We start from the raw sequence: 25,341 nt of genomic DNA, 5'->3' as shown, positions 1-25,341 counted from the left end.
CAGGGGGAGAGCCATGGCCAACGGAACGACCGGCGGAACGACCACCGGACCGGCCGGCGACGCGGGCCCCGGGACGATGTGGGCGGTGCGGGTGCACGCCTTCGGCGGGCCCGAGGCGCTGATCCGGGAGCGGGTGCCGCGACCGGCGCCCGGCCCGGGCGAGGTGCTGGTCCGGGTGCACGCCGCAGGCGTCAACCCGGCCGACCGGTACCAGCGACAGGGCTTCACCAACATCCCGCCCGAGCTGCGGCCCCGGCCCGAACTGCCGCTGATCCCGGGCAGCGACATCTCCGGCGTGGTCGCCGCCACCGGGCCCGGCTCCCGACTGCAGGTCGGCGAGCGCGTCCACGGGCTGGTCAACTTCCCCGGCCGGAGCGCCGGTTACGCCGAGTACGCGGTCTCCCCCGACGGCGACCTGGCCCGGCTGCCCGACGCCCTCGACCACCTCACCGGCGCCGCCCTCCCGATGGCCGGCCTGACCGCCCACCAGTACCTGACCCGGCACCTGCGACCCGCCCCCGGCAGCACCGCCGTGGTGATCGGCGCGGCCGGGGGCGTCGGCCACCTCGCGGTCCAACTGCTCAAGGCCGCCGGGGTCCGGGTCGTGGCCGTCGCCGACGGCCGGCACGAAGCCTTCCTGCGCGACCTGGGCGCCGACCGCTTCGTCGACTACACCGCCACCCCGCCCGAGGAGGTGATCCGCGACGCCGACCTGCTCCTGGACACCGTCGGCGGCCCGCACGCCCACCGCCTGCTCCCGGTGCTGCGCCGCGGCGGCCGGATCGCCCCCGTCTTCCTCGGCGACTACCACCCCGCCCGGACCGCCGCCCTCGGCCTCGTCCTCGACCCGAGCATGTGGCAGGTCCGCTCCAGCGGCGCCGACCTCGCCGACCTCGACGCGCTGGTCGTCTCCGGCACCGTCCGGGTCGCCGTCTCCGGCACCTTCCCCCTCGCGGCGGCCGCCGACGCCCACCGCCATGCCGAACGGGGCCACCTGCGCGGCAAGTTGGCCCTGCGCGTCGTCGACTGACCGCCGGACGGTCCGCGGCGCGGCGGCCCCGGCGGACGGGGGCGGGCGCCGACCGGGCGTCAGGCGTTGACCTGGAGGAGGGTGCCGCCCGTGAGGGCGAGGAGTTCGGCGGCGGTGGTGGGGAAGACGGTGTGCGGGGTGCCGGCCGCGGCCCAGATCCGGGGATGGGCGGTGAGGGCCCGGTCGACGACGGTGGGGAGGGGGCGGGGGTGGCCGGTGGGGGCCACGCCGCCGATGGCCTGGCCGGTGGCTTCGCGGACCTGCTCGGGGGTGGCCCGGCGCAGCGGGCCGCGGCCCCAGCGGGTGGCGAGGGCGGCGGTGTCGACACGGTGGGCGCCGCTGGTGAGGACCAGCACGGGTTCGCCGTCGGAGAGGAAGACCAGGCTGTTGGCGATCGCGCCGACCTCGCAGCCGAGCACGGCGGCCGCCTCGGCGGCGGTCCGGGCCGAGTCGGCGAGCTGCCGGACGGCGCCGGGAATCCCGGCGGCGGCCAACGCGGCGGCCACCAGGGCGCTGCGGGGCGGGAGCGGGGTCGGGTCGGACGGGCTCGTCGGTTGCACGGCGGACTCCAGGTCGGGCGGCTCGGGACAGGAGCAGCGGGTCGGTCTTCGTACCGCCCGCAGGTCGTTCCATTTACGGAACGTTCCGTCCGTGGAACGATAGACGGCATGCACGCCCCCGATCAACCCGCCTCCCCGGCCGCCGCCCCGCCCGCCGCCGCTCTCGCCGCCGAGGTGGGCCTGCGCCTGCGCGAACTGCGCACCGCGCGCGGCCTGTCGCTCTCCGAGCTGGCCCGCCGGGCCGGACTGGGGAAGGCCACCCTGTCGGGGCTGGAGGCCGGTTCGCGCAACCCGACCCTGGAGACGCTGTACGCGCTGACCACCGCGCTCGGCCTCCCGCTGAGCGCCGCGCTGCCGCCCGCCGCCCTGCCGACCGCCGACTCCACTGTCCCGCCAGGGAGTTCGCACATCTCGGGCCACCTGCTGGACGCCGTCCTGCTCGACCGGCACGAGGACGCGGAGGCCGTCACCGAGACCTACCGGCTCCGGGTCCGCCCGGGCGGGGTCCGGCGTTCGGGGGCGCACACCCCGGGCAGCACCGAGCACCTGGTGGTGCTCTCCGGGACCGCCCGGGCGGGTGACGCGGCGTCACCCGTCCGGGTCGGCCCGGGCGGTCACCACACCTGGGCCGCCGACGCCCCGCACGTCTACGAGGCGATCGGTGGCGAGGTCGTGGCCGTCCTGCTGGTCCGCCACCCGCACCCGGGCGGCTGACGGCGGATCAGCGGTGGCGCAGGTAGGCCGCCGCGGTGGCGCGGAGGCGGTCGTGCAGGCCGTCGTAGGGGCGGGTGCGGCCGAGCAGGGACTTGGGGAGCTTGGCGACCATCGTGTAGTCGGTGTCGCAGACGTTCGCGGCGGGCGCCAACCCGGCCTGGCTGACCAGTTGGTAGGCGTCGAGCTGGTCGAGGCCGAGCAGGTCGGCGGTCCAGGTGACCAGGTCGTGCTGGCTGATCCGGAAGGCGTCCTCCAGCGGGCGGGCCGAGCCGGTGCTGATCAGGTGGTGGTCGCTCTCCAGCCGGGGCCAGGCCGGGCCGCCGCCCTTGACCAGGTCGACGATCACGGTGGTGCGCATCGCCGCCTCGACGGCGGTGCCGCAGACCTCGCCCTCGCCCTGCCGGGCGTGGCCGTCGCCGAGGGCGAGCAGCCCGCCCTCGACGTTGACACCGAAGTAGGCCGTGACGCCGGCCCGCATCTCGGGGGTGTCCAGGTTGCCGCCGTGCGCGCCGGGTGTGATCGAGGCCAGCACCTCGCCACCGGCCGGGGCGACGCCGACCGTGCCGTGCATCGGGTCGAGCGGCAGGGCGACGGTGAAGTCACTGGTGCGGGCCCGGAAGTGGCACAGTCCGGCGGCCACGTCCAGGTCGTAGATCCACACCCGTTCCTCCAGCGGCGGGTGCAGCATCGCGGTCCGGTGGGTGGCGGTCAGCGCGCCGAAGTGCGGGAAGGTGCTGGAGATGCCGTGGTCGCGGGCCGGGGTGATCTCGACGAAGTGCACGGCCAGCACGTCGCCGGGCTCGGCCCCGGCCACCGCGATCGGGCCGGTGACGGGGTTCAGGTACGGGAAGACGCAGACCCGGCTGGGCAGGTCGCCGGTGCCGCGCACCTTGCCGCCGAAGCAGTCCTCGGTGGTCAGCTCCAGCAGCGTCCCGGGCCGGACGGTGGTCAGCGGGGCGCGTCCGCCGAAGGTGTAGGCCCAGTCCTCCGGGGACGGGGACAGGCGGACGATCTCCTCGGGCAGGGTCACTTGCTCTCCTCGGCAGCGTTCGCATCGGCGGTGTCGGCAACGGCGGTGGCGACGGCGAGGCGCGGGGTGCGGCCGGTCGCCATCAGGCCGATCAGCACGATCGCACCGATCAGCAGCCAAACGAAGCCGAGCCGCTGGGCGGCGATGTCCGCGTTGACGACCACGTAGCCGAGGATCGCGAAGCCGAGCACGGGCGCGACCAGGTGCCGCCAGTAGTCCTTGCTGCGCTGCCGGACCAGGTAGTGCACGACCACGGCCACGTGCAGCACCAGGAAGGTGGTCAGCGCACCGAAGTTGACCAGGGTGCTCAGCAGGGTGATGCCGTCGTCGCGGGAGGCCGTGTACAGGCCGAGCACCAGCGAGACCCCGGCGGTGAGCAGCGTCGCGTTGACCGGGACCCGGCGGGTGGGGTGGATGCGGGCCAGGAAGGACGGGAGTTGGCGGTCCCGGGCCATCGCGTACAGCAGGCGGGAGGTGGCGGCCTGGGCCACCAGCGAGTTCGCGAAGCCCCAGGCGACGGCGGTGGCGGCGGCGGTCAGGGTGGCCAGCCAGCCGCCGGCGGCGGTGCGGGCGGCGTCGTAGAAGGCGGTGCCGTTCGGGTCGCCGTCGCGGATCAGCGCGTCGGGGTCGGCGACCAGCAGCGAGGCCACCCAGGTCTGCACGATGAACAGGGTGCCGGCCAGCAGCAGCGCGGCGACCATGGAGCGGCCGATCGCCTTCGCGGAGTCGCGGTTCTCCTCGGAGAGGGTGGAGATGCCGTCGAAGCCGAGGAAGCTGAGCACCGCGATCGAGACCGCGCCGAACACCAGGCTCCAGGAGAAGGTGTGCCCGTTGTAGAGCGGGGTGAGGTCGAAGCCGCGGCCCCTGCCGCCCGCCAGCGCGACCACGCCGACGCCGATGAACAGCGCCAGCACCACGAGTTCGCCGATCAGCACGGCCTTGTTGACCTTGGCGGTGGTCTCGATGCCCAGGTAGTTGACCACGGTGTTGAGCAGCACGAAGCCGACCACCCACAGCCAGACCGGGACGGACGCCACCAGCGAGTTCATCGCCACGCCCGCGATCAGGTAGAGCAGGCCGGGCACCAGCACGTAGTCGAGCAGGATCATCCAGCCGGCGAGGAAGCCGACCGGCGCGCCGATGCCGCGCCCGGCGTAGGTGTAGACCGAACCGGCCATCGGGAAGGCCCGCGACATCTGGGCGTAGGACAGCGCGGTGAACATCATCGCCACCATGCCGAGCACGTACGCCAGGGCGACCATGCCGCCGGAGCCCTGGAAGACGCTGCCGAAGATGCCGAAGGGCGCGATCGGCACCATGAAGACCAGCCCGTAGACGAGCAGGTCGGTGAAGGTCAGCGAGCGGCGCAGCTCCTGCCGGTAGCCGAAGTTCTCGATGCCCCCGCCGCCGGCGGACGTTGGTGTGGGTGTGTCGGCCATGGCGCTCCCTCTGCGTGACGGCCCCGTGGGTGTGTTCGGAGACTGTTTCGGAGACTGTAGGGCCAAGTATTTCCAGATGGAAGGGTTTTCTCGCCGTACGGACGCCCCCGGCCCGGTGGGACGGTCTCAGCGCAGGACGGCGAAGTCCGGGCCCTCGGCGCGGGCCAGGTGGGCGGTGCGCGGCAGGGCGCGCAGCAGCGGCGCGGCGGCGGCGCGCAGGCCGGACGGTTCGAGGGCGCGGCGGCCGGCGAGTTCGGCGAGCAGGTGCAGGCCGTCGTAGAGGCCGACGGCGTAGGCGTCCAGGATCGGCGCCCACGGCCCGCAGAGCGCGCGGTGACGCTCGGCCAGGTGGCGGCGGGGCTCCTCGGCGAGGGTGGCGAAGGAGGGCATCGCGGCGTACAGCGTGCCGGTGTCGTCGCCGCCGAACGCCAGCAGGCCGTTCTCCTCCAACGCCCCGGAGAGCCGGACGAGTCGGCGGTCCAGCCCGCTGCGGCGCAGCGCCCGGTTGAAGACCACCAGGTCGCGGCCGATCAGACTGAGCAGCACGGCGTCGGCCCGGGCGGTGCGCAACGCGTCGAGCAGGGCGTCGAGTTGGCGCTCGACGCCGCCGAACGGCACCCGGCGCTCCAGCACCACCCGGGCGCCCGCGCCGGTGGCGAGGCGGGCGGCGGCCCGGTGCACGGAGCGCGGCCAGATGTAGTCGTTGCCGATCATCGCCCACCGGCCGATCCGGTGACGCTCCGTCAGTTCTGCTACTGCGAAGCCGAGTTGGGCGGCCGGGTCGATGCCGGTGCAGAGCACGCCGGGCCGCCGGGTGCCGCCCTCGTGCGGTGGGGTGAAGACGTAGGCGGTCCGGCCGTCGGCGACCTGCTCGACGGCGCGGTGCACGTCGCTGGTGTGGCAGCCGGCCAGCGCGTCGAGGGCGCCCGCGTCGAGCAGGCGGCGGACCTCGGCGGCGACGGGGGCGGGCGCGCCGCCGCCGTCGACCAGGACGAGTTCCAGCAGGCGGTCCCGGACGCCGCCGCGGGCGTTGACCTCGTGCGCGGCGAGCAGCGCGCCGTCCAGCGCGGACGGTCCGGTGAGGCCGAGCGGGCCGGACTGCGGCACGACGAGGCCGACCCGGAACACGCCGTCCGCCCGGGCGGTGTGCAGCGCGTCGAGCGGGTCGACCAGTCTCGCTTCCAGCCTCACCGGTGCGAGTATGGTCGTCCTGCCGTCCCCGGGGAAGCCGGGCGGGCGACGGCAAGGGATCGGGACAGGGCCGAGGACGGGACTCGGAAGGGGAAGGCCGGATGACCGCGCAGGGCACCGCCGCGAGCAGCAGCACCGACACGTCCGGCCCCGCCCCCTCGGCGCCGCTGCTGGTGGAGCTGGTCGCGCTGGCGCACCGGCGGCTCACCTCGGGGCTGGCCGCCGCGCTGGCCGAGGAGGACTGCACCGTCGACCAGTGGCGGGTGCTGCGCGCCCTCGCGGACGAGCGGGGCCGCCCGATGGGCGAGTTGGCGCAGGCCCTGCTGATCCCGCAGGCCAGCCTGAGCCGGCTGGTCGACGGGCTCGCGGACGCCGGCCTGGTCCACCGCCGCCAGGGCGACCGGGACCGCCGCCGGATCACCGCGCACCTCTCCCGGCAGGGCCGCACCCGGCTGGCCCGGCTGGACGCCCTGGCCGCCGCCCACGACGCCGCCGTCCGCGCGGACTGCGGCCTGACCGCCGACCCGGGCGCCGCCGACCCGCTCGCCCGGCTCGCCGCCCTCTGAATCCCGGGGGAGCCGGAACGGCCGCGGGCCGCCGGGGAGTACCCCGACGGCCCGCGACCACCGCAATCCGACGATCCGTCAGCGCACGGCGTAGGCGTCCGTGACGGTCTGGGTGACGGTGCTGCCGCCGGCCGCGGTCAGGGTGATCCGCAGGGTGACGGTCTTGCCGCTCGCGCCGGTGTGGTCGAGGGCGGCGGTGCGGTCGGCGCCGACGGGGGCGTCGGTCCAGGTGGTGCCGCCGTCGTAGGAGTAGGAGAGGCGGGCGTCGGTCAGCGGGCCGGGGGCGGCGCCCGCCTGGCCGGTGGCGGCGAGGGCGATCCGGACCGGGCCGGCGGGGGCGGTGTTGTTGCCGTCCAGGTCGAGCCGGTAGTCGGGGAACAGCAGCGGCAGCGGCTGCGAGTACGCGGCCGGGTCGTTCGCCGAGCGGAAGCCGAACTCGGTGCGGACGGCGGTGGAGCGCTGCCACTGGTCGCGGTGGTAGAAGCGCTGCTGTTCGAGCACCAGGGTGTAGTCGCGGGCCCCGGCCGGGACCTCCCAGACGTTCGACGGGCCGAACCAGGAGCGGCCCAACGACTCGCCACCGCTGAACAGTTCGACGGCCGAGCCGTCGCCGAAGTAGGCCATGCTGCCGGTGTGGTCGGCGTTGCCGTCGCCCCACAGGCTGCGGCTGAAGTCGACGCCGAGCAGGTCGGCCTGCCGCTCGCCGACCAGCAGCGGCGCACCCGTCGCGTCCCGGCCGGCGGTGGGCCGCAGCACGCCCCGGTACCACTGCTCGGCGCGCTGCTGCCCGGGGGCGTAGCGGCGCGGCAGGTCCTGCATGAACTCGGTGAACGGCCAGCTGCTCTGCGCGTCGTGCAGCCAGGTGGTGTCGTCGGCGGTGTAGCGGGCGGTGCGGACGGACGGGGCGGCGACCAGTCCCTGCGCGACGGCGGTGGCCGCGTACGGGTTCCAGGGGCGTTCGACGCTGACGTAGTCGCTCATCCGGAACGGCGTGCCGAGGCTGTGCCAGGTCTCGGTGACGGTGGCGAGGTCGCGGTCGCGGACGGTGTGGCGCTGCTGCCCGCCGATCGCACCGGTGTCGTGGAAGGCCAGGTTGTGGACCTCGGGGCCGTCGGGGGTGGAGGTCCAGTTCAGCGTGACGGGGCCGCGGCCGAGGGCGGTGCGTAGGGCGGCGGCCTGGTCGGCGGTGATCGGCAGCACGGGGACGTCGAGGCTGATGTCGTTCTTGGCGAACAGGCCGGGGGTCGGGCGGTAGGTCAGGACGCCGACCGCGCCGGCCTTCTTGGCGTCGGCGGAGACGGTGCGCTGGGAGGTGCCGTCGTCGGGGACGAGGGCGAGTCGGCCCTTGAGGTCGGCGCCGGCCAGGTCCCCGGGCGCGGCGACGACGGCGAGCGGGGCGCTGCCGGTGGCGGGCAGGTGGGCCTCGTCGGCGTACTGGGCGTAGTGGGGTTCGAGGGTGAGTCCGGCGCCGCGCAGCACCGCCTCGGGGGCGGCCAGGCGCAGGTAGCTGCCGAACTCGAAGCCGCCGGTGCGGGCCTTGCCGCTGCCCCAGGCGGAGAGTTCGACGGGGAGCAGGCCGGTGCGCACGCCGGTGGAGTCGACCCACTTGTCGCCCCACCAGCGGCCCAGTTCGAGGACCGCGTTGCGGACCCGCAGGTCGTGGTCGGTGCGCACCTCGATCGGGTCGGCCTTGCGGGCGTCCAGGGTGAGGACGGTGTCCTTGTTCAGCTGGAGTTCGGGCATGGCGAGCGCGGTGACGCCCTTGGGCGCGGCCTCGCCGGTGGGGTCGCGCCGGTCGGGGGTGACCACGTAGCCGCTGAGCGCGTAGGTGCCGGGGCGCAGCCGGTAGACGATCTCGCCGTTGGCGTCGGGGGCCTGCCGGCTGCCGGTGGCCTGGCCGAGGTCGACCAGGGTGATGCTGGTGCCGGCGTCGGACGCGGCGGGCTTGCCGTCGCGGTCGATCAGCTTGACCCGGACGGCGAAGGTGTCGGGTTCGACGTAGGCGTTGAACGGGGTGGAGACGGTGCTGCCGTCCGCGGCGGTGGCCAGCACCCGGCCGGTGAGGTCGCCGTACTGGCCGCCGGCCAGTTTGGCGGTCGGGTCGAGGGTCAGCGGCACCTCGACGGTGGCGCCGGCGGGGACGGTGACCTGGTCGGTGCCGAGACGGACGGCCTTGGCCTTGACCGGGGAGTCGTCGTCGCCGTCGGTGCGCTGGACGGCGAGCTTCAGCGTGACGGGCCGGTCGGAGGTGTTGGTGTACGGGAGTCGGACGGTGCGGGTGTCGGACTTCTGCTGGGGGTACGCGAAGTCGCCGAAGCCGACGGCGGGAGCGCCCAGGACGCGCTGGGTGGTGGCGGCGTCGGCGCGCAGCCGGCCCGCGCCGACCTGCTGGACGTCGCCGGGGACGGTGGCGAGCGCGGCGGAGACCAGGGCGGCCTTGATCCGGGCGGCGTCCCAGTCGGGGTGGCGCTGCTTGACCAGGGCGGCGGTGCCGGCCACCAGCGGCGTCGCCATCGAGGTGCCGGACATCGCGGTGTAGGCGTAGACGCCGCGCCCGCCGGCGGCGGCGCCCTTGACGTCGACGCCGGGGGCGGCGATCTCGGGCTTGAGGGTGTGGGTGCCGATGACGGAGCCGTGCGAGGAGAAGTTCGCGGTGGCGTCCTTGCCGTCGACGGCGCCGACGGTGAGCACGGCGGGCGCGCAGCCGGGCGAGCTGACGGACTGGTAGCGGCCCAGGTTGCCGGCCGCGACCACGAACAACGCCTTGGAGCGCTGGGCGAGTTGCTGGGCGGCGACCGACATCGGGTCGGTGCAGTCACTGGGCTCCGGGCTGCCGAGCGACATCGAGACCACGTCGGCGCCGGAGTCGGCGGCCCACTGCATGCCCGCGATGATCTGCGAGTCGGTGCCGGAGCCGCTGTCGTCGAGCACCTTGCCGACCAGCAGCCGGGCCCGGTCGGCGACGCCGCGCTCCGTGCCGCCGGAGGCCGCGCCGGTGCCGGCGATCTCGGAGGCGACGAAGGTGCCGTGGCCGACGGCGTCGTGCACGTCCTCGTCCGGCGTGCTCGGGTCCTCCGTGGTGAAGTTGCGGCGGGCGTCGACCTGTCCGGCCAGGTCGGGGTGCTGGTCGTCAATGCCGGTGTCGAGGACGGCGACCTTGACGCCGTCGCCGCCGAGGCCGGCCGCCCAGGCGGCGGGGGCGCCGATCTGCCGGGTCTCGGCGTCATTGGCGGTCTTGACCTTGCGGTCCAGCCAGAGCTTGGCCAGGCCGTCGCGGCCGGTGCCGTCCGGGGCGATCAGCTGGTCCCAGGTCCGGGCGGCGGCGTCCTTGGCGGGCTTGAGCGCGACGCCGTTCACGGCCTTGAGCGGCGTCGCCCCGGCGGCCCGGGCGCGCAGCTGCGGACTGGCATCGGCCGCCCCGGCGTCCCGGTAGGTGGCGATCAGCGGCAGGGTCTTGGCGCCCTGGTCGTCGTAGCCCTGCCGGATCAGCGCGCTGACGTCGAACAGGCCGCGGTCGACGGTTCCGGCGGCGAGCGCGGCGGAGGCCCGCTGCGGCAGGACGTACTGGTCGCCGTTCTCCTGCTGGGTGAAGACCAGCGGGAGGTTGCCGTGCTCGTCGGGCGGCACGGTGACGGAGCTGCGGCCGTCAGGGGTGCCGGTGACCCGGACCCGGTCGCCGGTGATCAGGGTGACGGTGCGCGGCGCCGCGTTCTGACGTCCCGTCAATTCCTTTGCCGTGCTGTTGGTTTCCTTGCTCTTCCGGTCGCCGGACGGGGCCGCGTACGCCTGTCCGGTGGTGCTGAGCGCGCCGGCGGCGAGGATGCCCGCCGCCGCCAGTGCCATCGCGCCGCGTATCCGCGCCGGCCATGTCATGGACGCCTCCAGGTCTCGGGTCTATGGCCGGTGAGCCTGGCAGAAAACCCCCCTGACCGGTCATGATGGGCGCTGGCGGATCACCGCCCGGCGGCAACCCGCCACCGGGTGCGTCCGGCACGAACTGACGCTGCGTGGCGGCCCCTTGGGCAGCGGACGGGTCGGCGGACGGGTCGGCGGACGGCGGTCGGCGGTCGGCCCGGCGGTTCTCACATACGGTGCGGCGGACGGAGCGTGGATGCTGGCGGCGATAGGACTGGACGAGCACGCCGAGCGGCTCTACACCCACCTGGTCGGCCACGGACCGGCCGACCGTGCCGAACTCGCCGCGCGCTGCGGGCCGTTGGCCGTCGGCTCGCTCGAACTCCTGCAGGCCGCCGGGCTGGTGGCCCCCGACGCGGAGCAGCGCTACACCGCCGCTCCCCCGGCCGTCGCCCTGGAGGCGCTGCTGACCGGGCAGCGGCACGCCCTGCGGGAGGCCGAACTCACCGCCTCGATGCTGACCGAGGCGTACCGCACCGCGACCACCGGCGCCGACCGGGCGCACCGCGACCTGGTCGAGGTGGTCGCCGGGCGGGCCGCGATCAGCCACCGGGTGGCCCAGTTGCAGGCGGGTGCGGAGCGCGAACTGCTCGCGCTGGTGACGGGCCGTCACCAGGTGGTGGCCGCCGACGAGACCGGCGCGGAGACCGCGGCGGTGGCCCGGGGCGTCGCCTACCGGGTGGTGCTGGAGCGCCGGGCGCTGGACGAACCCGGCGCGGCCCGGCCGCTGTTCGAGGCGATGGACCGGCAGCAGCAGATCCGGGTGGTGGAGAACGTCCCGACCAAGCTGATCGTCGCCGACCGGGAGCTGGCGCTCGTCCCGCTCACCGCCCCCTCCGCCGCCACCGACCCGGTCGCCCTGGTGGTGCGCGCGCCCGCCCTGGTCGCCGTCCTGGCCGTGCTGTTCGAGCAGACCTGGGAGTGGGCCCACCCGCTGGGCCGCACCGGCACCGGGCCGACCGTCGGCGACTCCCCCGCCGACGGGCCGGACGAGACCGACCGGCGGGTCCTCGCCCTGCTGCTGGCCGGCGCCACCGACCACGCCGTCGCCAAGCAGCTCGGCCTCGGCCTGCGCACCGTCCAGCGCCGGATCAGCCGCCTGATGGGGCTGGCCCGCGCCGACACCCGGATCCAGCTCGGCTGGCAGGCGCACCGCCGCGGCTGGGTGCACTGACCGCCCGCGCCCGCCGGCCCGCCCGGGCCCGCCGACCCGTCCGGGCCCTGCGGTAGGGTCTGCGCACCCTGGATCCCCCTTCCCGCCGGAGCGCTGAACCGCCGTGTCCCGTCCGATCTCCGCCGTTCCCGTCCGCCCCGTCTCCACCTCCGCAGACGCAGCACCGGCCCGGACCCGGCGGTGGTGGCGCCGGGTGCTGGTCGGCTCCGTGCTGGTCCTGGCCGCGGCCGGGCTGGTCGCGTTGGTGTACCCCCGGACCGTCGTGCTGGCCTCGCTGCCGGTCGGCGCCTGCTTCGACCTCCGGAGCGACCGGTTGGACACGGTGCGGCCCACGGCCTGCACGGACCCGCACCTCGGCGAGGTCACCGGGCAGTTCCCCGTCGACCTCGAGCGGGAGCCGCACCACGATGCGGAACTGGCCGCGGCGCTGGCCTGCAGCCCCGCCGTCACCGCCTACGTACCGGACTACTGGTCCCTGCCGCCCTCGCTCGGCTACGACTACCACCTGTCGACGGACCCGGGCCGTACCCCGCACGTCACCTGCTACCTGACCGCCCTGAACGACCGGGTGACGGGCCCCTCCCGGCCGCACGCCCCCGCCCCCACCGAGGCGCAGCGCGCCTATCTCACGGCCGTCGACCGCTACGACGAGGTCTCCGCCCTCGACATCGACCAGGCCGAGGGCGCCACCTCGGTCGAGATCCGCGACTGGACGGCCTGGATGGCCGACGCCGAACAGCAGTTGACGGACGACCTGGCCCGACTCGCCCCGCCCCCGGGCGCGGAGGCACCGCTCGCCGCCGTCCTCGCCTCCCACCGTTCCGCCCTCGCCCACTGGCGCGCGGCCGCCGCCCTCGACCCAGGCCGCAGCTTCTTGGAGATCCGCCGGGCCGCCGATGCCGCCCGCGCCGACGAGCACGCCGCCATGGACCCGGACGCCGAGGTCCGCCGCGCCCTGGGCCTGGCCACGACCATGCGCCCGCGCGGCTGGTCGCTCTGACCGGCCCGTTCCCGGCCGGAGCGGCGGAATGCGGCGGCCGTCCCGCCCCGGGGCGCCGGCCCGGCCGGGTCACGGTCGGGGGTCCGACTCCTGTTGGGACGCGCGGGAGATCCCCCGGGGGACGGCCTTGTTGAGGGAACGCAGGGCCAGCAGCAGGACGCCGAGATCGTCGATCAGGATCGGGTCGGGCAGCAGGTCCACCGGGGAGATCAGGTAGACGATCGCGCCCCAGAACAGCACCTTCTTCGACATCGGGATGCCCGTGTCGGACAGCAGCCGCTTGGTCCGCACCAGTTTGACCACCAGGACGACCGCCGCCGCCAGCGTGGCGGCGACCAGTACCGCGCCGACGCTCCACAGCAGCACACTCGTTCCGTCGCTCATCCGTCCGCCTCTCCCGCCGCCATCCGGTCCTCCTCGGGCCTCTTCTGCCCCGCTTCGGCCGAAGTGTGCTCCCCAGCGGGGTCTCCGAGGAGGAGGGTGGCCTGGCGGAAGCGTTCGTTCGGGCCGGGGGCGCGGGTGGTGCGGGCGAGTTCGGTGAGGCCGGCGTCGTGGAAGCGGGCAGCGAGGGTGTCGACGGGCCAGCGGTGGGCGGTGGTGACCTTGTGGTCGAAGGGGAGCGGGTCGCCGCTGTCGGTGTCGGTGGCGAAGAAGCCGGTGAGCAGCAGCCCGCCCGGGGCCAGCACGCGCCGCAACTCTGCCAGCACGGCCGGTAGTTGATGTGGCGTCAGGTGGATCAGCGAGTAGCGGGCGAGGATCGCGCCGAGGCTGCCGTCGGCGAGCGGCAGGGCGGCCAGCGTGCCGCGGACGAACGCCCCGCTGGAGTGCGCCAGTCGGGCCTGCGCCAGCATGCCGGCGGAGAGGTCGAGCCCGAAGGCGCGGATGCCGAGCCCGGACAGCAGGGCCGTCGCCTCGCCCGGCCCGCAACCGAGGTCGCCCACCGGCAGGCCCCGCCCGGCCACCGCCGGGGCCGCCACCAGCCGCCGGATCAGCGCCAACTCGTCCTCGCGGCCGCCGAGTTCGCCCCGGAACAGGGTGGCGTACAGCTCGGCCACCCCGTCGTACGCCCCGCCGACCCCACCGGCCCCGCCGCCTGCCCTCACATCCGCCACCACCGTCCGCGCCTCCCGTCCTGCACTGCCCTGCGCCGCCCTGACCTGTCGAAGGAGCGTCGAGCCTACCGGGCGGGCGCGGCGGGGAAAGCGCTTGCGGTCGGGGGCGGCCGGGTGGCTAGACTCTGCCCGTGGCCGTCGTAGCGATCTCTCGCCGATTTAGTGGCCCCCCGGCTCCCGATGGGTGCCGCAGGGGTCGGGTTTCGCCACGCCGATGACGCAGTCGGGCTGAGCGGGTCGGTCCCGGGCGGCGGATCGTGCCCAGGGGCCGGGGGGTGTGCACTCCCCCTTCTCTCCCCCGCCGAGGCCCGGAGGCCGTCACCATGTCCCTGCCCGTGAACCCTGCCGCATCCGCTGCCGTGCACACCGTCCGCCCGCTCTCCGCCGAGCAGTTGGCCGCCGACCTGGCGGTCCGCGACCTGACCGACCCGGCGGCCGGGCCGCACGCGCTGCAACTCGTCCTGGACGGCGCCGTCGACGCGCTCACCCGCCACTGGGCCTGCCCGGCGCGAGTGCACCGCGGCGAGCGCGTCGTCACCGTCGCCGACAACTACGACCACCTCAACTACCGTGCCGACGACGTCACTCGGGACACCCGCTACACCCGCTACGTGGACGCCCGCCGGATGCTGCGCAGCCACTCCAGCGCCCTCGTCCCGGGCGCGCTGCGCACCCTTGCCGCCGAACACCCGGGGGGCGGACCGGAGTCGGTGCTGCTGGTCTGCCCCGGCCTGGTGTACCGGCGCGACAGCATCGACCGGCTGCACACCGGCACCCCGCACCAGCTCGACCTCTGGTACCTGACCCGGCGTCCGACCCCGGCCGGCCCGGACGACCTGACCGCGATGATCGGCGTCCTGGCGGGGGCCCTGCTGCCGGGCCGGGCGTACCGGACCGAGGCGCGGGTCCACCCGTACACCCTGGCGGGGCGCCAGCTGGACGTCGAGGCGGACGGGGAGTGGGTGGAGGTCGCCGAGTGCGGACTCGCCCACCCGGAGGTGCTGGCGGCCGCCGGCCTGGGCCCCGAGTGGAGCGGACTGGCGCTCGGCATGGGCCTGGACCGGATGCTGATGCTGCTCAAGGGCGTACCGGACATCCGCCTGCTGCGCTCCACCGACCCCGCGGTGGCGGCGCAGCTCACCGACCTGGCCCCGTACCGGCCGGTGTCGGCGCAACCCGCCGTCCGCCGCGACCTGTCGATCGCCGTCGATCCGGTGGACGGCGCCGAAGACGGCTCCGACGGCACGGATCTCGCGGAGGACCTGGGTGACCGGGTCCGCGACGCCCTGGGCGCGGACGCGGACGCCGTGGAGACGGTGGAAGTCCTCTCCGCCACCCCCTGCCATCTGCTGCCCCCGCAGGCCCTGACCCGCCTCGGCGCCCGCCCGGACCAGCACAACCTGCTGGTCAAGCTGGTCCTGCGCGACCTCCACTGCACCCTGACCGACGCGGACGCCAACACCCTGCGCGACCGCGTCTACGCAGCCCTCCACCAGGGCACCGCCCACCAGTGGGCCGGCCGGACGGGCGCCCGAGCCTGACGCCGCAGAACCGCTAGCGTCGCAGGGCCGCGGCGACCAGGAGTTCCAGTGCTTCGCGCGGGACGTCCCGGTCGCCGCGGACCAGGGCGTCCAGGACCAGGCCGTCGAAGCAGGCGAGCAGGGTGAGGGTGCGGCCCTCCGGGTCGGGGGTGCCGTGCCGGGCGAGGAAGTCCCGGACGGCCGTTCGACCGGCGTTCTCGTGCGGGGCGAGGATCTCGCGCAGTTCCGGGTCGCGGACGCTCTCCACTACGCAGGCGCAGCGGGCCAGTGAGCGGCGGCGCCCTTCGCCGGCGAGCCGCTGCCGGGCCAGCAGGGCGAAGCCGTCGGCGAGTTCCGCGGCAGTCCGGGGCGGCGGGAACTCCTGCGCGGTGGACTGCAGTTCGGCCTGGTCCAGGTCGACCAGCCGGCGGACCAGGGCGGTCAGCAGCGCGGCCCGGGTGCGGAAGTAGGCGGAGGTGGTGCCGTCGGGCAGCGCGGCGGCGCGGTCGACGGCGCGGTGGGTGAGGCCGCGGACGCCCAGGTCGGCGAGGACGCCGAGGGCGGCGTCGGCGAGCAGGGTGCGTCGGTCGGTGGCCACCCCTCTTTCTACACCGCTTTCTGCACCGCACCGGTCTCCGCGCGGGGGTGCCCCGGCAGCGGCCGCCGCACCACTCTCTGCGCGGGGGTGCCCCGGCAGCGGCGGATCGGGTCGGCTACCATTTCTTCTACAGGTGTAGAAGAGGAGGCGGGCGATGCGCGGTACGGCGGTGGTGGTCGGCGGCGGGATCGGCGGTCTGGCGGCGGCCCTCGGGCTGCGCCGGATCGGCTGGTCGGTGACGGTGCTGGAGCGTTCGGCGGTGCCGGACGACGCGGGCGCGGCGATCTCGCTGGCGGCCAACGGGCTGCGGGCGCTGGACGGTCTCGGCGTGGGCGCGGCCGTCCGCGCCGCGTCCCGGGGGCAGTACCGGGGCGGGACGCGCACGCCGGGCGGGGCCTGGCTGGCCCGGATGGACGGGGCGGCGCTGGAGCGGGCGGTGGGCAGTCCGATCGTCGGGATCACCCGGGCCGAGCTGCACCGGCTGCTGCGCTCGGCGCTGCCCGCCGACGCGCTGCGGATCGGGGTCGAGGCGCTGACGCCCGTTCAGGACCCGTCCGGACGGGTGCGGTTGACCTGCTCCGACGGCGTCCGGGAGGCCGATCTGCTGGTGGTCGCGGACGGGGTGGGCAGTCGGCTGCGCGGCCTGCTGCTGCCGGGGCGGCCGGGCGCGGAGCCGACCGGGGCCGCCGTCCTGCGCGCCGTCACGGCCGAACCCCTGGAGCTGGCCGAGGACTTCGAGCTGACCTGGGGCGGCGGGGCGGAGTTCGGGCACATCCGACTGCCGGACGGCCGGGCCGAGTGGCACGCCGTGTTCGCCCTGCCGCCGGGGACCCGGTTCGCCGATCCGCTGGCCGAGCTGCGCCGCCGGTTCGGCGGCTGGCACCACCCGGTGCCGGAACTGCTGGCCGCGACCGCGCCGGCGGCGGTGCTGCACCACGACGTCCGCGAACTGCGCACCCCGCTGCCCTCGTTCACCGTCGGCCGGGCCGTTCTGCTCGGGGACGCCGCGCACGCGATGACCCCGAACCTGGGCCAGGGCGCCTGCCAGGCCCTGGAGGACGCCGTCACCCTGGCAGCCGCGCTCGCCGACGCCACCAGCACCACCGACACCGGCACCACCGGCACCGGCACCGGCACCGGCACCGGCACCACCGATCTGCCCGCCGCGCTCGCCGCCTACGACGCGGCCCGGCGGCCGCGCACCCGGGCCGTCGCGCTGGCGGCCCGCCGGGCGGGCCGGATGGGGCAGGGCCTGCGCAACCCCGTCGCGGTGGCGGCCCGCAACGCCGCGATGCGGCTCACCCCGGCGGGCGCGGCGATGCGGGCGATCCTGCGCCACCACGCCTGGACCCCGCCCCTGCTCCCGTTGCCCCTCCCGTAGGGCCGGACTCCCGCAGGGCCGGACTCCCGCAGGGCCGGACTCCCGCCGGACCGAACACCGCCGCCCCTCCGCTCGAACACGGGGCGGCGGCGGGGCGGCGGGCGTGGAGCGGGCGCGGGGCGGGAACCCCATCGGTGACCGCACCGGCCGGTGGCGCCGCCGCCACCCGCGTCGAGCACCCGCGTCGAGGAGGATCAGCTTGGCACCGCAGAAAGCCCCGTCCGGCAACCCGACCGGGATGGGCGGCGCTCCCCCGCCGCCGCCCGGACCGGCCAACCCGCCGCCCCCGCACCAGAAGTGACGGGCCATCAGGAACGAAACGTCCGCTACGCGCCGTAGCGGGCGACCCGCTCCAGGAGGGCGGCCTCGGCCTGCGGCCACTCCTCGTCGGTGATCGAGAACATCGCGGAGTCCCGCAGCCGGCCGTCCTCACCGGGCACCCAGGAGCGCGACCAGTTGCGCAGCACGCCCTCGAATTCTCCTCAGCACTGTCTGCCGGAGTTCACGCCTGTCCTGACCTGCGGAGGAACGAACCGTCGGACGGCGGCTGAACCTGCCCGGACGGGGCTGAATGAGACCAGAACCGAGACCAGCCATTCGGGCTTCGGCGCCTCCTCGTCACTGCGAAGGGGCACCTTCCGGGGTTCGTCCTGAGCAGCCATCGTTCAGCGGCCACGATGTCACCGGTGTTTGCCAGACTTACAGGATGGACCAGGGACCACCGAGGCGGTGGCTGTCGGAAGCGCAGCGCATGGACGCGCGGATCGCAGAGCTCCGACCGCAAGCCGATCGTCGAGTCGTCGGGCAGCACGTGATCTCCAGGGTGCTGCTCAGGCGTTTCGCCGCTCCGATTGGCAGCGCGGGGTACCAGGTGCTGCCATTTGATCTGAGGCACCCTGCACGGCTGCACAAGGTCAGGGGTGTCGGTGCGTGCGGCAGGATGAACAACTTCGCGCCTTTTGCCTCTGCGTCCCTGGAGGAGGTCCGGGGACGGCTGGAAACGCAAGTTCCCGAAGCGGCGAAAGCCGTGGATCGAGGTGATGTTTTTCAGTCTGAGCAGTACGTGCGGGTCTTGAAGGACCTCATAGCCCTGCACTGGGTGCGCTCCCTGCACTTTCGTGCAGTGCACCAGCAGATCTTCAACGAGGTCTATACAGAGCACAGGACCGCGCTGCTCACCCACAAGTCCGGCCTTCTGCGGGCTGCAGTGCTTCAGCGCTATCGGCTGCACCTTCCTGGGCCGGCGGGCCTGGCTGCCGCAGCGGACGAACTGCTGCGTCCCCAAGTCGAAAACTTCGCGTCGGGGGCAGACTTCCGCGTGCGGATCGAGGAGGCTTTCGGCAAGGCGAAGGAAATCATCGGGAGTACGGGGCTGGAGATCCTTGTACCTGAGGAGGGGGAATTTCTTCTCGGAGACATCCCGGCACTGACCGTTTGTCAGGACGGCGGCATACGCACCTACGGAATGGCTCTAGGCGACTCCACCGGTGTCGTGCTGCCCTTCGGCCCCAGGCATCTGCTTGTGGGGAGGACGCCTCGCAACGGGTTCGTTGCTGCTACTGCAGCAACTGTCAAGGACCTCAACCACCTCCAGATCGAGGCAGCACGGCGCCATGTCTACCTTCGCCCACACAGTGCGCTGGATGGTTTCGTCCGGAACTACCTTGACTGCGGTGGTCGGAGTAGCGGCGACTGAACAGGTCAGCCTGCTATATCAATTCTGACCATGATCCTTCGTGGTGGGCTGCCACTGTGGAGTCCCAAACGGAGGACGGCTTGCCGCGACAGGTGAACCAATCCGAGTCGCTCAGATCCAGTCCAGCGGCTACTAAAGCCCACGGCACTGGGCCAGGTGCCAAATCTCATGATCGAGCGCCGACCAGTACCGGCTCAGGTCGGAGCGTGATTCCAGTAGTGGTCTCGACCTTCGCCGAGAGTTCGGCGAGTGCTCGGGTGAAACCCGCGGAGGTCACTCCGTCGCGAGCGGTGAGGGTGAGGGTCCGACGCTCCGAGCAGTGCACGCCGTCGGCGATCTTGCTGCCGGGGCGGTAGCCGACGTGTTCCAGCAGCCAGCCGGCGCTGGCCCGCAACTGTCCGTCGCTGTCGGTGTGGACCGGGCAGCCCGAGGCTGACCAACGGGCGGCTTGCCCAGCGGTGACGGATGGGTTGAGGAAGACCGATCCGGCCTGGCGGGCGTCGGGACCGTGGGGGTCGAGGAGGAGTCCTCGGCGGTGGCGGTTGGCGAGCACGGCGGTGGTCACCTCGGCCACCGGCGGGCGGGTGCCCAGGCCAACGCCGAGTTCGTCGGCGAGCGGCCGGTAGGTGATGGGGGCAGCGGGCGAGCGGGTGAGGTGGAACGTCACGGTGAGGATGGTCCAGCGGCCGGGGGCGTTCTTGAACCGGCTGTCGCGGTGACGGAGGCGGCAGGCCTGGGCGGGCAGGGTCCGTAGGCGGCCCATGTCCCAGTCCCGGGCCGTAAGGTGGTCGAGGGCGTCGGAGATCTGCTGGCCGTAGGCTCCGGCATTCTGGACGGGGGCCGCGCCGACGGTGCCGGGTATGCCGGCCAGGCATTCGATCCCCGCGAGGTGCTTGGTGGCGGCCCAACTGGTGAGGTCGGCGAGCGGGTGCCCGGCATGGACGGTCACGGCCACCGTGGTGTTGTCCAGCCGCTTGGCGGTGATGCCCCGGGTGTTCATCACGAGCACGGTGCCCTCGTGTCCGGCGTCGGAGGCGATCACGTTGCTGCCGTGGCCGAGCGTGAGCGGAGCGCCTTCCCGGCGGGCAGCGATCGTGCGGACCGACTCGGCCCAGTCGTCGGGGTCGGAGACCCGCAGGGCGTTGGTGACGGGGCCGCCGAGCCGGAGGGTGGTCATGGACGCGAGCGTGGGGTGGTCCACGGGGGCCTCCTAGGGTTCGTCGGTGATCGCCTTCAGGGCGAGGGCCCGCAGCGGGGCGAGGCGGGTGCGGTTGTCCTGGTGGTGGTAGACGGCGTTGGTGCAGACGGCCAGGTAGCGGCCGGTGGCCGGGGCGAGGTAGAGGCTGGTCCCGGTGAAGCCGTGGTGGTAGGCGATCCGGCCCTCGTCGGCGAGGATCCAGGCCAGGCCGCGGTCGAGGCCCGCCTCGATCTCGGCCTGCGGCTGCATGCTGTGGGCGAGCCAGCGGCCCAGGGGCCCGCCGGTGGCGTGCGAGGTCAGCAGGTGGGTGGCGAAGGTGGCGAGGTCGGCCGGGGTGGTGAACACCCCGGCGTGGCCGGCGACTCCACCGAGCAGGGCGGCGTTGTCGTCGTGCGGCATCCCCCACAGCCGGGGCCCGCCGATCAACCGCTGCTCGGTCGGAGCGACCTGAGCGGAGCGGGGTACCGGTCCGTAGGCCGTGCTGGTCATGTCGAGATGCTGCCAGAGCTCGGCCGCCAGCTCGTCCAGGCGCTGGCAGCGGTAGTGGGCCAGGGCCAGGCCGAGGAGGATGAAACCGCGGTTGATGTAGCGGTGTCCGGCTCCGGGTTCGGCGATCAGGTCCTCGCCGCAGATCAGTTCGGCAAGCAGCTCGGTGCGGTTGCGGTACTGGTCGAGGCGGGTGTCGGCCCGCAGGCCGGAGGTGTGGGCCAGGACCTGGCGAACCGTTACCCGGCCGCCGGGCGCCTCCTCCGGAATGCCGATCAGCAGTTCACGGATCGGGGTGTCCAGGGTGAAGCCGTCCATGAGGGAGGTGCCGACCAGCGGCCAAGTGGCCAGGACCTTGGTCAGCGAGGCCACGTCGTACACCGTGTCCGGCCCGGGCCGGGCGTCGCCGCACTCGGGGGCGACGATGCCGGATGCCAGGTATCCGGGTGCGGTGTCGAAGGTGCCGTGGGCGATGATGCCGCCGGGTACGGTGCCGTCGGCGGTCATCAGGTCCAGGCATTCTCGAAGGTCGGCCAGCGCGTTCGGGGTCCAAGGTGCGGTGGTGGTCATGGCTGCTCCTGGTCGATCGTCAGGTCGGCACCGAGCGCGGCCAACTTCGGCAGGAGGCTGCCGTATCCGCGCCGCAGGTGATACATCCCTCGGATCGTAGAACTGCCCTCGGCCGCCAGGGCGGCGATCACGAGCGCGGTCGCCGCGCGGATGTCTGCCCCGGCCACGTCGGCGGCCGTCAGCGCCGACCGTCCCCGGGCGGTGATCACCGGGCCGCTCGCGTTGACGGCGGCACCGAATGCGGCGAGGGCAGGCAGGTGGGTGTCGCGCTGCGGGTAGATTCGCTCGTCGATCCGGGAGGTGCCCTCGGCCTGGGTCAGGAAGGCGGTCAGCTGCGGCTGTACGTCCGTCGGGAATCCGGGATGCGGTCCCGTGGCCATCTGGACCGCGCGCGGTCCGGCCGGGACGCTGACGGTGGTCCCGCCGTCCACCGCGTCGAGCCGGATGCCGGCGTCGGCGAACACGGACACCAGCCCGTCGGGGAACGCGGCGGTGGGGAAGCCGGTCAATTCGACGTCCGCCCCGGCTGCCTCCATCGCCGCGAGGTGCCGGTCGATGTGGCGGGTGCAGAAGGCATCGCCGCCGGGAGTCGGGAAGGTGACCTTGCCGGAGCGGGCCAGGAGGGCGCCGGCCATCACGGCGGTGGTGCGGATGCGTCGTCCGAGGTCGTCCGGGATGACCGGGAAGTAGGAGTCGGCCGGGCGGGTGGCGAACTCGTCCCCGGTCACCGTCGCACGGGTGCCGGTGCGGTGCAGGATGCCGACGACCACCCCGGTGTCCAGGATCTCCGGGGCGCCGATCAGGGTCAGCGGGTCGTCGGCGAGGATCGTGGCGGCGTACAGGTGGAGGGCGGTGTTCTTGCTGCCCTGCACGGTGGCAGTGCCGACCAGGCGCTGACCGCCGGTGATCCGCACGGCCCGCTCGTCGAGCGTGGTGGTGTCGGTGGTGGGCACAGTCACCTTCCTTGGCTTCCGGCGGGGAAGAAGCCCCCGACCTGGGTCTTCGGATAGAGCAGGGTGTGCGCGCCGATCAGGGTGGCGGGCTGGAGGACGGTGCCGGCGGGAACGATCACGCCGTCGCCGATCACCGCGCCGAACTTCGTCTGTCCGGTGGCGATCCGGTGGCCGTCGAGGTGCGCGCAGACCTCCTCGGTGGCTGGTTCGGTGACCGGCCCGGAGGTGACCCGCAGGCCCGTGGTGGAGACGAACGCGCCGATGTTGACGCCGAGGCCGAGCACGGAGTCGCCGACGAAGCTGGTGTGCTTCATGAAAACGCCGCCTGCCAGCAGGGAACGGGTGACCTCGGCGCCGAAGCCGATCCGGCAGCCGGGGCCGATGACCGTGTTGTCCCGGACCCGGGCGCCGGCCTCGACCACCGCGCCGGGACAGACCAGTACCGGGCCGGTGACGAACGCGCCTTCCGCGATGACGGCTCCAGCCGCCACGATCACCCGGCCGCGGACGACGGCGCCGGGCTCGATGACTCCGACGGGCTCGGGCAGAGCGATGTCCAGGCGCCCGGCCAGCAGGTCGGAGACGGCCTTCTTGAGACCGAAGACGGTCGGGCAGCAGCTCAACAGCTGCAGGATCACGGGATCGGTGACCTGCTCGGTGTCGATGTAGTACTCGGGGGTGGTGCGGTGGTCGACGCGCGCCAGCGAGGCGTTGATCGTGGGCGCTTCGGGCAGCCGGTGCATGGCTGGTTCTCCTCTCGGACGGGCGAGCGGCAGAGGGCGCGGGGTCGTCGCGACGACCCGTGGGGCCTATGTGACGGGCAGGTCGGGGGCGGTCGCGACCACCGGGAAACCGGCCTCGGCCTGGTGGTGTGCCGAGAGGCCGAGCGGGACGATGACGGGCAGGTGCAGAGCGGCCCAAGAAGCCGTCAGGAAGGCACTGAGCCGGTCACGGCCGGGCGGAGCGGCGTGCCGGGGACTCACAACAGGCAGGGGAGTGCTGTGCGTTGGCATGGGAGGGCCTCCGGCAGCAGGGGCGGGGGTGGACGTTCCCCAGTGAACTGCTCGGCTGAAGGCCGGATCCGTAGCCGGATTACGGGTCGTAGCCCGGCTACGGGTCAGATGATCTGCACGCCTGCGCGGGCGGCGAAGTCCCGGACACCCGGCAGCTTGCGGTCGTGCCGCAGCAACCCGGAGGCGAGGTCGCGGACGGCGCCGCGGCGGACCTCCTGCGGGGCGGCCTCCTCAGCGGCCATCAGGGCCTTGAAGCACTGCTCGGGCTTGCCCCACTGGTCGAACGCGCGGGCCACGTCGATGAAGAATCGGGCCTGCCGCTCGGCGGTCGGCAGCGAGGTGGGATCGATCGTGCGGGCCAGCTCGATCGCACGGCCGGCGTCACCGAGCTCGTAGTGCACCGACAACTCGTGCAGGGCGACGCCCTGTGCGCCCTCGACCAGTCCGGAGATCCGGCCCGAGGCAGCGGCACTGTCGACGGCTTCCCGGATCAGGGCGTGCGCGTAGGAGCGGTCTCCGCTCTTCGCAGCGGTGTAGGCGGCAGTGGCGTAGAGGTCACCGCGGGCGGCGAGGCGGGAAGCCTCCGGCACGGAGGTGTCGGCGAGGAGTTCCTCGGCCGCGACCACCACGATGTCGGTCGCCCGCGCCAGGCTCCCCTGGCGCCGCCAAGCGCTGGACACCATGCGCTGTGCCTCGGCGACGACCAGCGGATCCCCTCCGGCCCGGGCGGAGGTCAGCGCCCGGTCGGCAGTGATGGCCACCAGGTTGTTGTCGCCGGCCTTGATGCACAGTCGGACGGCGACGTTGTAGAGCTGGGCCACGTTGCGGCCGCGTTCTTCGGACGTGCCGAGCAACTGCGCAGCCGCGATCCGACCGGGCAGGGCTTCGGCGAGGGCGTCGTACCGAGCTGCCTTGAACTCCCGGCGGGACGCCACCAGGGAGGCTGCGACAGCTTCCGGGGTGGGCTCGCGCCGGGGAGCCGGCACCCGGTCCGTCCCGTACAGGAGAAGGTCCTCCAGCCCGCCCAGCGACGTCGTCGCCTCGGCGTGCGCGGCCGGTTCCCCCACGGCCGGAGCGAACAGGGCGGCAGCCGCCAGGGCCATGAACGGGCGGCGTCGCACATCGTCCTCCTCAGCAGCGGAAGTGCTCGTCAGCGTAGCCGAGGTGGGCTTCCGCGGGCGTGATCTCGGTCGGTCAGCAGCCGGTTGCGGCAAGGCGATCAGCTCGGCGAGGCCGACCTCCAGGACGTCGGCGAAGCGCTGGAGGAGTGTCAGGTCCTTGACCTGCTGCATGTCCCGCTCGACCAGGGACATCCAGTCCTCACTGCGACCGACCTCGGCAGCCAGTCGCAGCTGGGTCCACCCCAGCGTCGACCGCCTGAGCGAGATGAACGCCCCGAACGTCCTGCCGTTGTCCCCCACCGCAGACCCCCGCGGATCGTGTTCGACCAGCTACAGGCCGCTACCGTACCGAGCTTCGCGGGAGCGAGTACCAGAAGAGCGGGCGCCGACCGAGGCGACCTCGGCGGCGCGCGGCACCCAGGTGAAGCCGTAGCTGTCCCGCTGCTCCTCGGCCGCCGCCACCAAGCCCGCCTCGTGCCGCCGCTCCAGCGGCTCCAGGCGCACCAACCTTCCTTCCAGCACCGGTACTTCAAGCCGGCGGGTCACTCCTGCGGTCACTCCTGCGGCTCCGCCCCGAGCTCGCGGCGCAGCGTGATGTAGGGGACGGTGGCGCCGTCCAGCAGGTAGCGCTCGGTCTCGGTGAAGCCGCGGCGCAGCGCGTACTCCAGCCCGTCGACGTTGCTCTCCAGCACCACGGTCTGCACCGCGTCCACGCCCCAGGCCCGGGCCCGGTCCAGCCCGCGCAGCCACAGCCGGGTGCCGTAGCCCTGCTCGCGGTGGCCCGGCAGCACCCGGGCGATGACGGTGGCGGCCCCGTCGGACTCCTCGTCGGGCGGCCGCACCGTCGAGCAGCCGATGGCCAGCGCCCCCAGGTACGCCACCTCCAGGTGGTACCGCTCGGCCCGCTCCCGGACCTCGGCGGGCGAGAGCGGGTCGGTCGGGACGATCACGTTGTGGATGTACTGCCAGTCGGCGAGCATCTCCTCGTCGACCGGCCGCTCGATCCGCAACTCCCCTGCGGCAGCTGTAGAAGCAGGGGCGGGCGGGGGTCCGGCCGGTGTGTCGGCGCGCAGT

22 protein-coding genes and 2 pseudogenes are annotated in these 25,341 nt (G+C 74.1%); 8 read left to right on the top strand and 16 right to left on the bottom strand.

Annotated features, from left to right (window positions below; all coding sequences use genetic code 11):
• Positions 1-13: 13 nt before the first annotated feature.
• Entirely contained in the window at positions 14-1,030 is a 1,017-nt protein-coding gene (locus ACIOHG_RS33270; RefSeq protein WP_400956179.1) for an NADP-dependent oxidoreductase, read from the top strand.
• A 59-nt stretch (positions 1,031-1,089) separates the two neighbouring features.
• Here ACIOHG_RS33270 and ACIOHG_RS33265 read toward each other — a convergent pair whose 3' ends face one another.
• The gene (locus ACIOHG_RS33265; RefSeq protein ID WP_400956177.1) at positions 1,090-1,590 is read right to left on the bottom strand and encodes a YbaK/EbsC family protein; all 501 of its coding nucleotides are present in this window, start codon (positions 1,588-1,590) and stop codon (positions 1,090-1,092) included.
• A 108-nt stretch (positions 1,591-1,698) separates the two neighbouring features.
• On the opposite strand from ACIOHG_RS33265, the gene ACIOHG_RS33260 reads away from it, so the two are divergent.
• Positions 1,699-2,304 carry a helix-turn-helix domain-containing protein gene (locus ACIOHG_RS33260; RefSeq protein WP_400956176.1) on the top strand — a complete coding sequence of 202 codons (606 nt, stop codon included), beginning with the start codon at positions 1,699-1,701 and terminating at the stop codon, positions 2,302-2,304.
• 7 nt (positions 2,305-2,311) lie between these two features.
• Here ACIOHG_RS33260 and ACIOHG_RS33255 read toward each other — a convergent pair whose 3' ends face one another.
• From ACIOHG_RS33255 to ACIOHG_RS33245, 3 genes are all read right to left on the bottom strand, one after another.
• Complete coding sequence (locus ACIOHG_RS33255) at positions 2,312-3,334, bottom strand: acetamidase/formamidase family protein (RefSeq protein WP_400956175.1); 1,023 nt, start codon at positions 3,332-3,334, stop codon at positions 2,312-2,314.
• A complete protein-coding gene (locus ACIOHG_RS33250) occupies positions 3,331-4,773 on the bottom strand; it encodes an APC family permease (RefSeq protein ID WP_400956173.1) in 1,443 nt (480 codons plus the stop codon). Before ACIOHG_RS33250 ends, ACIOHG_RS33255 begins: the two co-directional genes overlap by 4 nt.
• Positions 4,774-4,899: 126 nt before the next feature.
• On the bottom strand, positions 4,900-5,964 hold the full coding sequence (locus ACIOHG_RS33245; RefSeq protein ID WP_400956171.1) for an ABC transporter substrate-binding protein: 1,065 nt from the start codon (positions 5,962-5,964) through the stop codon (positions 4,900-4,902).
• A 101-nt stretch (positions 5,965-6,065) separates the two neighbouring features.
• On the opposite strand from ACIOHG_RS33245, the gene ACIOHG_RS33240 reads away from it, so the two are divergent.
• A complete protein-coding gene (locus ACIOHG_RS33240; protein ID WP_400956170.1) occupies positions 6,066-6,530 on the top strand; it encodes a MarR family winged helix-turn-helix transcriptional regulator in 465 nt (154 codons plus the stop codon).
• A 78-nt stretch (positions 6,531-6,608) separates the two neighbouring features.
• Here the strand turns inward: ACIOHG_RS33240 and ACIOHG_RS33235 are convergent, their stop codons facing one another.
• Entirely contained in the window at positions 6,609-10,403 is a 3,795-nt protein-coding gene (locus ACIOHG_RS33235; RefSeq protein WP_400956169.1) for a S8 family serine peptidase, read from the bottom strand.
• Between the two features lie 238 nt (positions 10,404-10,641).
• On the opposite strand from ACIOHG_RS33235, the gene ACIOHG_RS33230 reads away from it, so the two are divergent.
• The gene (locus ACIOHG_RS33230; protein WP_400956168.1) at positions 10,642-11,619 is read left to right on the top strand and encodes a helix-turn-helix transcriptional regulator; all 978 of its coding nucleotides are present in this window, start codon (positions 10,642-10,644) and stop codon (positions 11,617-11,619) included.
• 103 nt (positions 11,620-11,722) lie between these two features.
• Complete coding sequence (locus ACIOHG_RS33225) at positions 11,723-12,619, top strand: hypothetical protein (protein ID WP_400956167.1); 897 nt, start codon at positions 11,723-11,725, stop codon at positions 12,617-12,619.
• A gap of 69 nt (positions 12,620-12,688) precedes the next feature.
• Here the strand turns inward: ACIOHG_RS33225 and ACIOHG_RS33220 are convergent, their stop codons facing one another.
• Together ACIOHG_RS33220 and ACIOHG_RS33215 are read right to left on the bottom strand one after the other, a co-directional pair.
• Positions 12,689-13,003 (bottom strand): YkvA family protein, encoded by a 315-nt coding sequence (locus ACIOHG_RS33220; protein WP_400956165.1) that lies wholly within the window; start codon positions 13,001-13,003, stop codon positions 12,689-12,691.
• Entirely contained in the window at positions 13,000-13,731 is a 732-nt protein-coding gene (locus ACIOHG_RS33215) for a class I SAM-dependent methyltransferase (protein WP_400956163.1), read from the bottom strand. Before ACIOHG_RS33215 ends, ACIOHG_RS33220 begins: the two co-directional genes overlap by 4 nt.
• A 335-nt stretch (positions 13,732-14,066) precedes the next feature.
• On the opposite strand from ACIOHG_RS33215, the gene ACIOHG_RS33210 reads away from it, so the two are divergent.
• Entirely contained in the window at positions 14,067-15,272 is a 1,206-nt protein-coding gene (locus tag ACIOHG_RS33210) for a hypothetical protein (protein ID WP_400956161.1), read from the top strand.
• Between the two features lie 13 nt (positions 15,273-15,285).
• On the opposite strand, the gene ACIOHG_RS33205 is transcribed toward ACIOHG_RS33210, so the two are convergent.
• On the bottom strand, positions 15,286-15,849 hold the full coding sequence (locus ACIOHG_RS33205; protein ID WP_400956160.1) for a TetR/AcrR family transcriptional regulator: 564 nt from the start codon (positions 15,847-15,849) through the stop codon (positions 15,286-15,288).
• A gap of 154 nt (positions 15,850-16,003) precedes the next feature.
• On the opposite strand from ACIOHG_RS33205, the gene ACIOHG_RS33200 reads away from it, so the two are divergent.
• Complete coding sequence (locus ACIOHG_RS33200) at positions 16,004-17,230, top strand: FAD-dependent monooxygenase (protein ID WP_400956158.1); 1,227 nt, start codon at positions 16,004-16,006, stop codon at positions 17,228-17,230.
• 326 nt (positions 17,231-17,556) lie between these two features.
• Here ACIOHG_RS33200 and ACIOHG_RS33195 read toward each other — a convergent pair.
• Positions 17,557-17,706 (bottom strand): annotated as a pseudogene (locus ACIOHG_RS33195) (N-acetyltransferase); the annotation flags it as partial.
• A 230-nt stretch (positions 17,707-17,936) separates the two neighbouring features.
• On the opposite strand from ACIOHG_RS33195, the gene ACIOHG_RS33190 reads away from it, so the two are divergent.
• On the top strand, positions 17,937-18,926 hold the full coding sequence (locus ACIOHG_RS33190; RefSeq protein WP_400956156.1) for a DUF4238 domain-containing protein: 990 nt from the start codon (positions 17,937-17,939) through the stop codon (positions 18,924-18,926).
• A 166-nt stretch (positions 18,927-19,092) separates the two neighbouring features.
• Here the strand turns inward: ACIOHG_RS33190 and ACIOHG_RS33185 are convergent, their stop codons facing one another.
• From ACIOHG_RS33185 to ACIOHG_RS33155, 7 genes and pseudogenes are all read right to left on the bottom strand, one after another.
• A complete protein-coding gene (locus ACIOHG_RS33185) occupies positions 19,093-20,127 on the bottom strand; it encodes a UDP-N-acetylmuramate dehydrogenase (RefSeq protein WP_400956154.1) in 1,035 nt (344 codons plus the stop codon).
• 9 nt (positions 20,128-20,136) lie between these two features.
• Entirely contained in the window at positions 20,137-21,180 is a 1,044-nt protein-coding gene (locus tag ACIOHG_RS33180) for a serine hydrolase domain-containing protein (RefSeq protein ID WP_400956152.1), read from the bottom strand.
• A complete protein-coding gene (locus ACIOHG_RS33175; protein ID WP_400956150.1) occupies positions 21,177-22,133 on the bottom strand; it encodes a hypothetical protein in 957 nt (318 codons plus the stop codon). Before ACIOHG_RS33175 ends, ACIOHG_RS33180 begins: the two co-directional genes overlap by 4 nt.
• Before the next feature lie 2 nt (positions 22,134-22,135).
• Positions 22,136-22,876: a hypothetical protein gene (locus tag ACIOHG_RS33170; RefSeq protein WP_400956148.1), complete on the bottom strand. Its 741-nt coding sequence runs from the start codon at positions 22,874-22,876 to the stop codon at positions 22,136-22,138.
• Positions 22,877-23,250: 374 nt separating this feature from the next.
• The gene (locus ACIOHG_RS33165) at positions 23,251-24,459 is read right to left on the bottom strand and encodes an XRE family transcriptional regulator (protein WP_400956146.1); all 1,209 of its coding nucleotides are present in this window, start codon (positions 24,457-24,459) and stop codon (positions 23,251-23,253) included.
• 204 nt (positions 24,460-24,663) lie between these two features.
• Positions 24,664-24,813: pseudogene (locus ACIOHG_RS33160) on the bottom strand (N-acetyltransferase); the annotation flags it as partial.
• 8 nt (positions 24,814-24,821) lie between these two features.
• Complete coding sequence (locus ACIOHG_RS33155) at positions 24,822-25,277, bottom strand: GNAT family N-acetyltransferase (RefSeq protein WP_400956144.1); 456 nt, start codon at positions 25,275-25,277, stop codon at positions 24,822-24,824.
• Positions 25,278-25,341 lie beyond the last annotated feature (64 nt).

This window comes from Kitasatospora sp. NPDC088134, from assembly GCF_044741705.1.
Classification (GTDB): domain Bacteria; phylum Actinomycetota; class Actinomycetes; order Streptomycetales; family Streptomycetaceae; genus Kitasatospora.
Note: the sequence above shows the minus strand (reverse complement) of the source record. Positions and strands in the feature narration are given on the sequence as shown.

What these genes read in the sequence shown, in the direction of transcription:
- ACIOHG_RS33270 (WP_400956179.1), top strand. Translation starts at nt 14, where the DNA reads ATGGCCAACGGAACGACCGGCGGAACGACCACCGGACCGGCCGGCGAC.
- ACIOHG_RS33260 (WP_400956176.1), top strand. Translation starts at nt 1,699, where the DNA reads ATGCACGCCCCCGATCAACCCGCCTCCCCGGCCGCCGCCCCGCCCGCC.
- ACIOHG_RS33250 (WP_400956173.1), bottom strand. Translation starts at nt 4,773, where the DNA reads ATGGCCGACACACCCACACCAACGTCCGCCGGCGGCGGGGGCATCGAG.
- ACIOHG_RS33240 (WP_400956170.1), top strand. Translation starts at nt 6,066, where the DNA reads ATGACCGCGCAGGGCACCGCCGCGAGCAGCAGCACCGACACGTCCGGC.
- ACIOHG_RS33235 (WP_400956169.1), bottom strand. Translation starts at nt 10,403, where the DNA reads ATGACATGGCCGGCGCGGATACGCGGCGCGATGGCACTGGCGGCGGCG.
- ACIOHG_RS33230 (WP_400956168.1), top strand. Translation starts at nt 10,642, where the DNA reads ATGCTGGCGGCGATAGGACTGGACGAGCACGCCGAGCGGCTCTACACC.
- ACIOHG_RS33220 (WP_400956165.1), bottom strand. Translation starts at nt 13,003, where the DNA reads ATGAGCGACGGAACGAGTGTGCTGCTGTGGAGCGTCGGCGCGGTACTG.
- ACIOHG_RS33200 (WP_400956158.1), top strand. Translation starts at nt 16,004, where the DNA reads ATGCGCGGTACGGCGGTGGTGGTCGGCGGCGGGATCGGCGGTCTGGCG.
- ACIOHG_RS33190 (WP_400956156.1), top strand. Translation starts at nt 17,937, where the DNA reads ATGGACCAGGGACCACCGAGGCGGTGGCTGTCGGAAGCGCAGCGCATG.
- ACIOHG_RS33180 (WP_400956152.1), bottom strand. Translation starts at nt 21,180, where the DNA reads ATGACCACCACCGCACCTTGGACCCCGAACGCGCTGGCCGACCTTCGA.
- ACIOHG_RS33170 (WP_400956148.1), bottom strand. Translation starts at nt 22,876, where the DNA reads ATGCACCGGCTGCCCGAAGCGCCCACGATCAACGCCTCGCTGGCGCGC.
- ACIOHG_RS33165 (WP_400956146.1), bottom strand. Translation starts at nt 24,459, where the DNA reads ATGTCCCTGGTCGAGCGGGACATGCAGCAGGTCAAGGACCTGACACTC.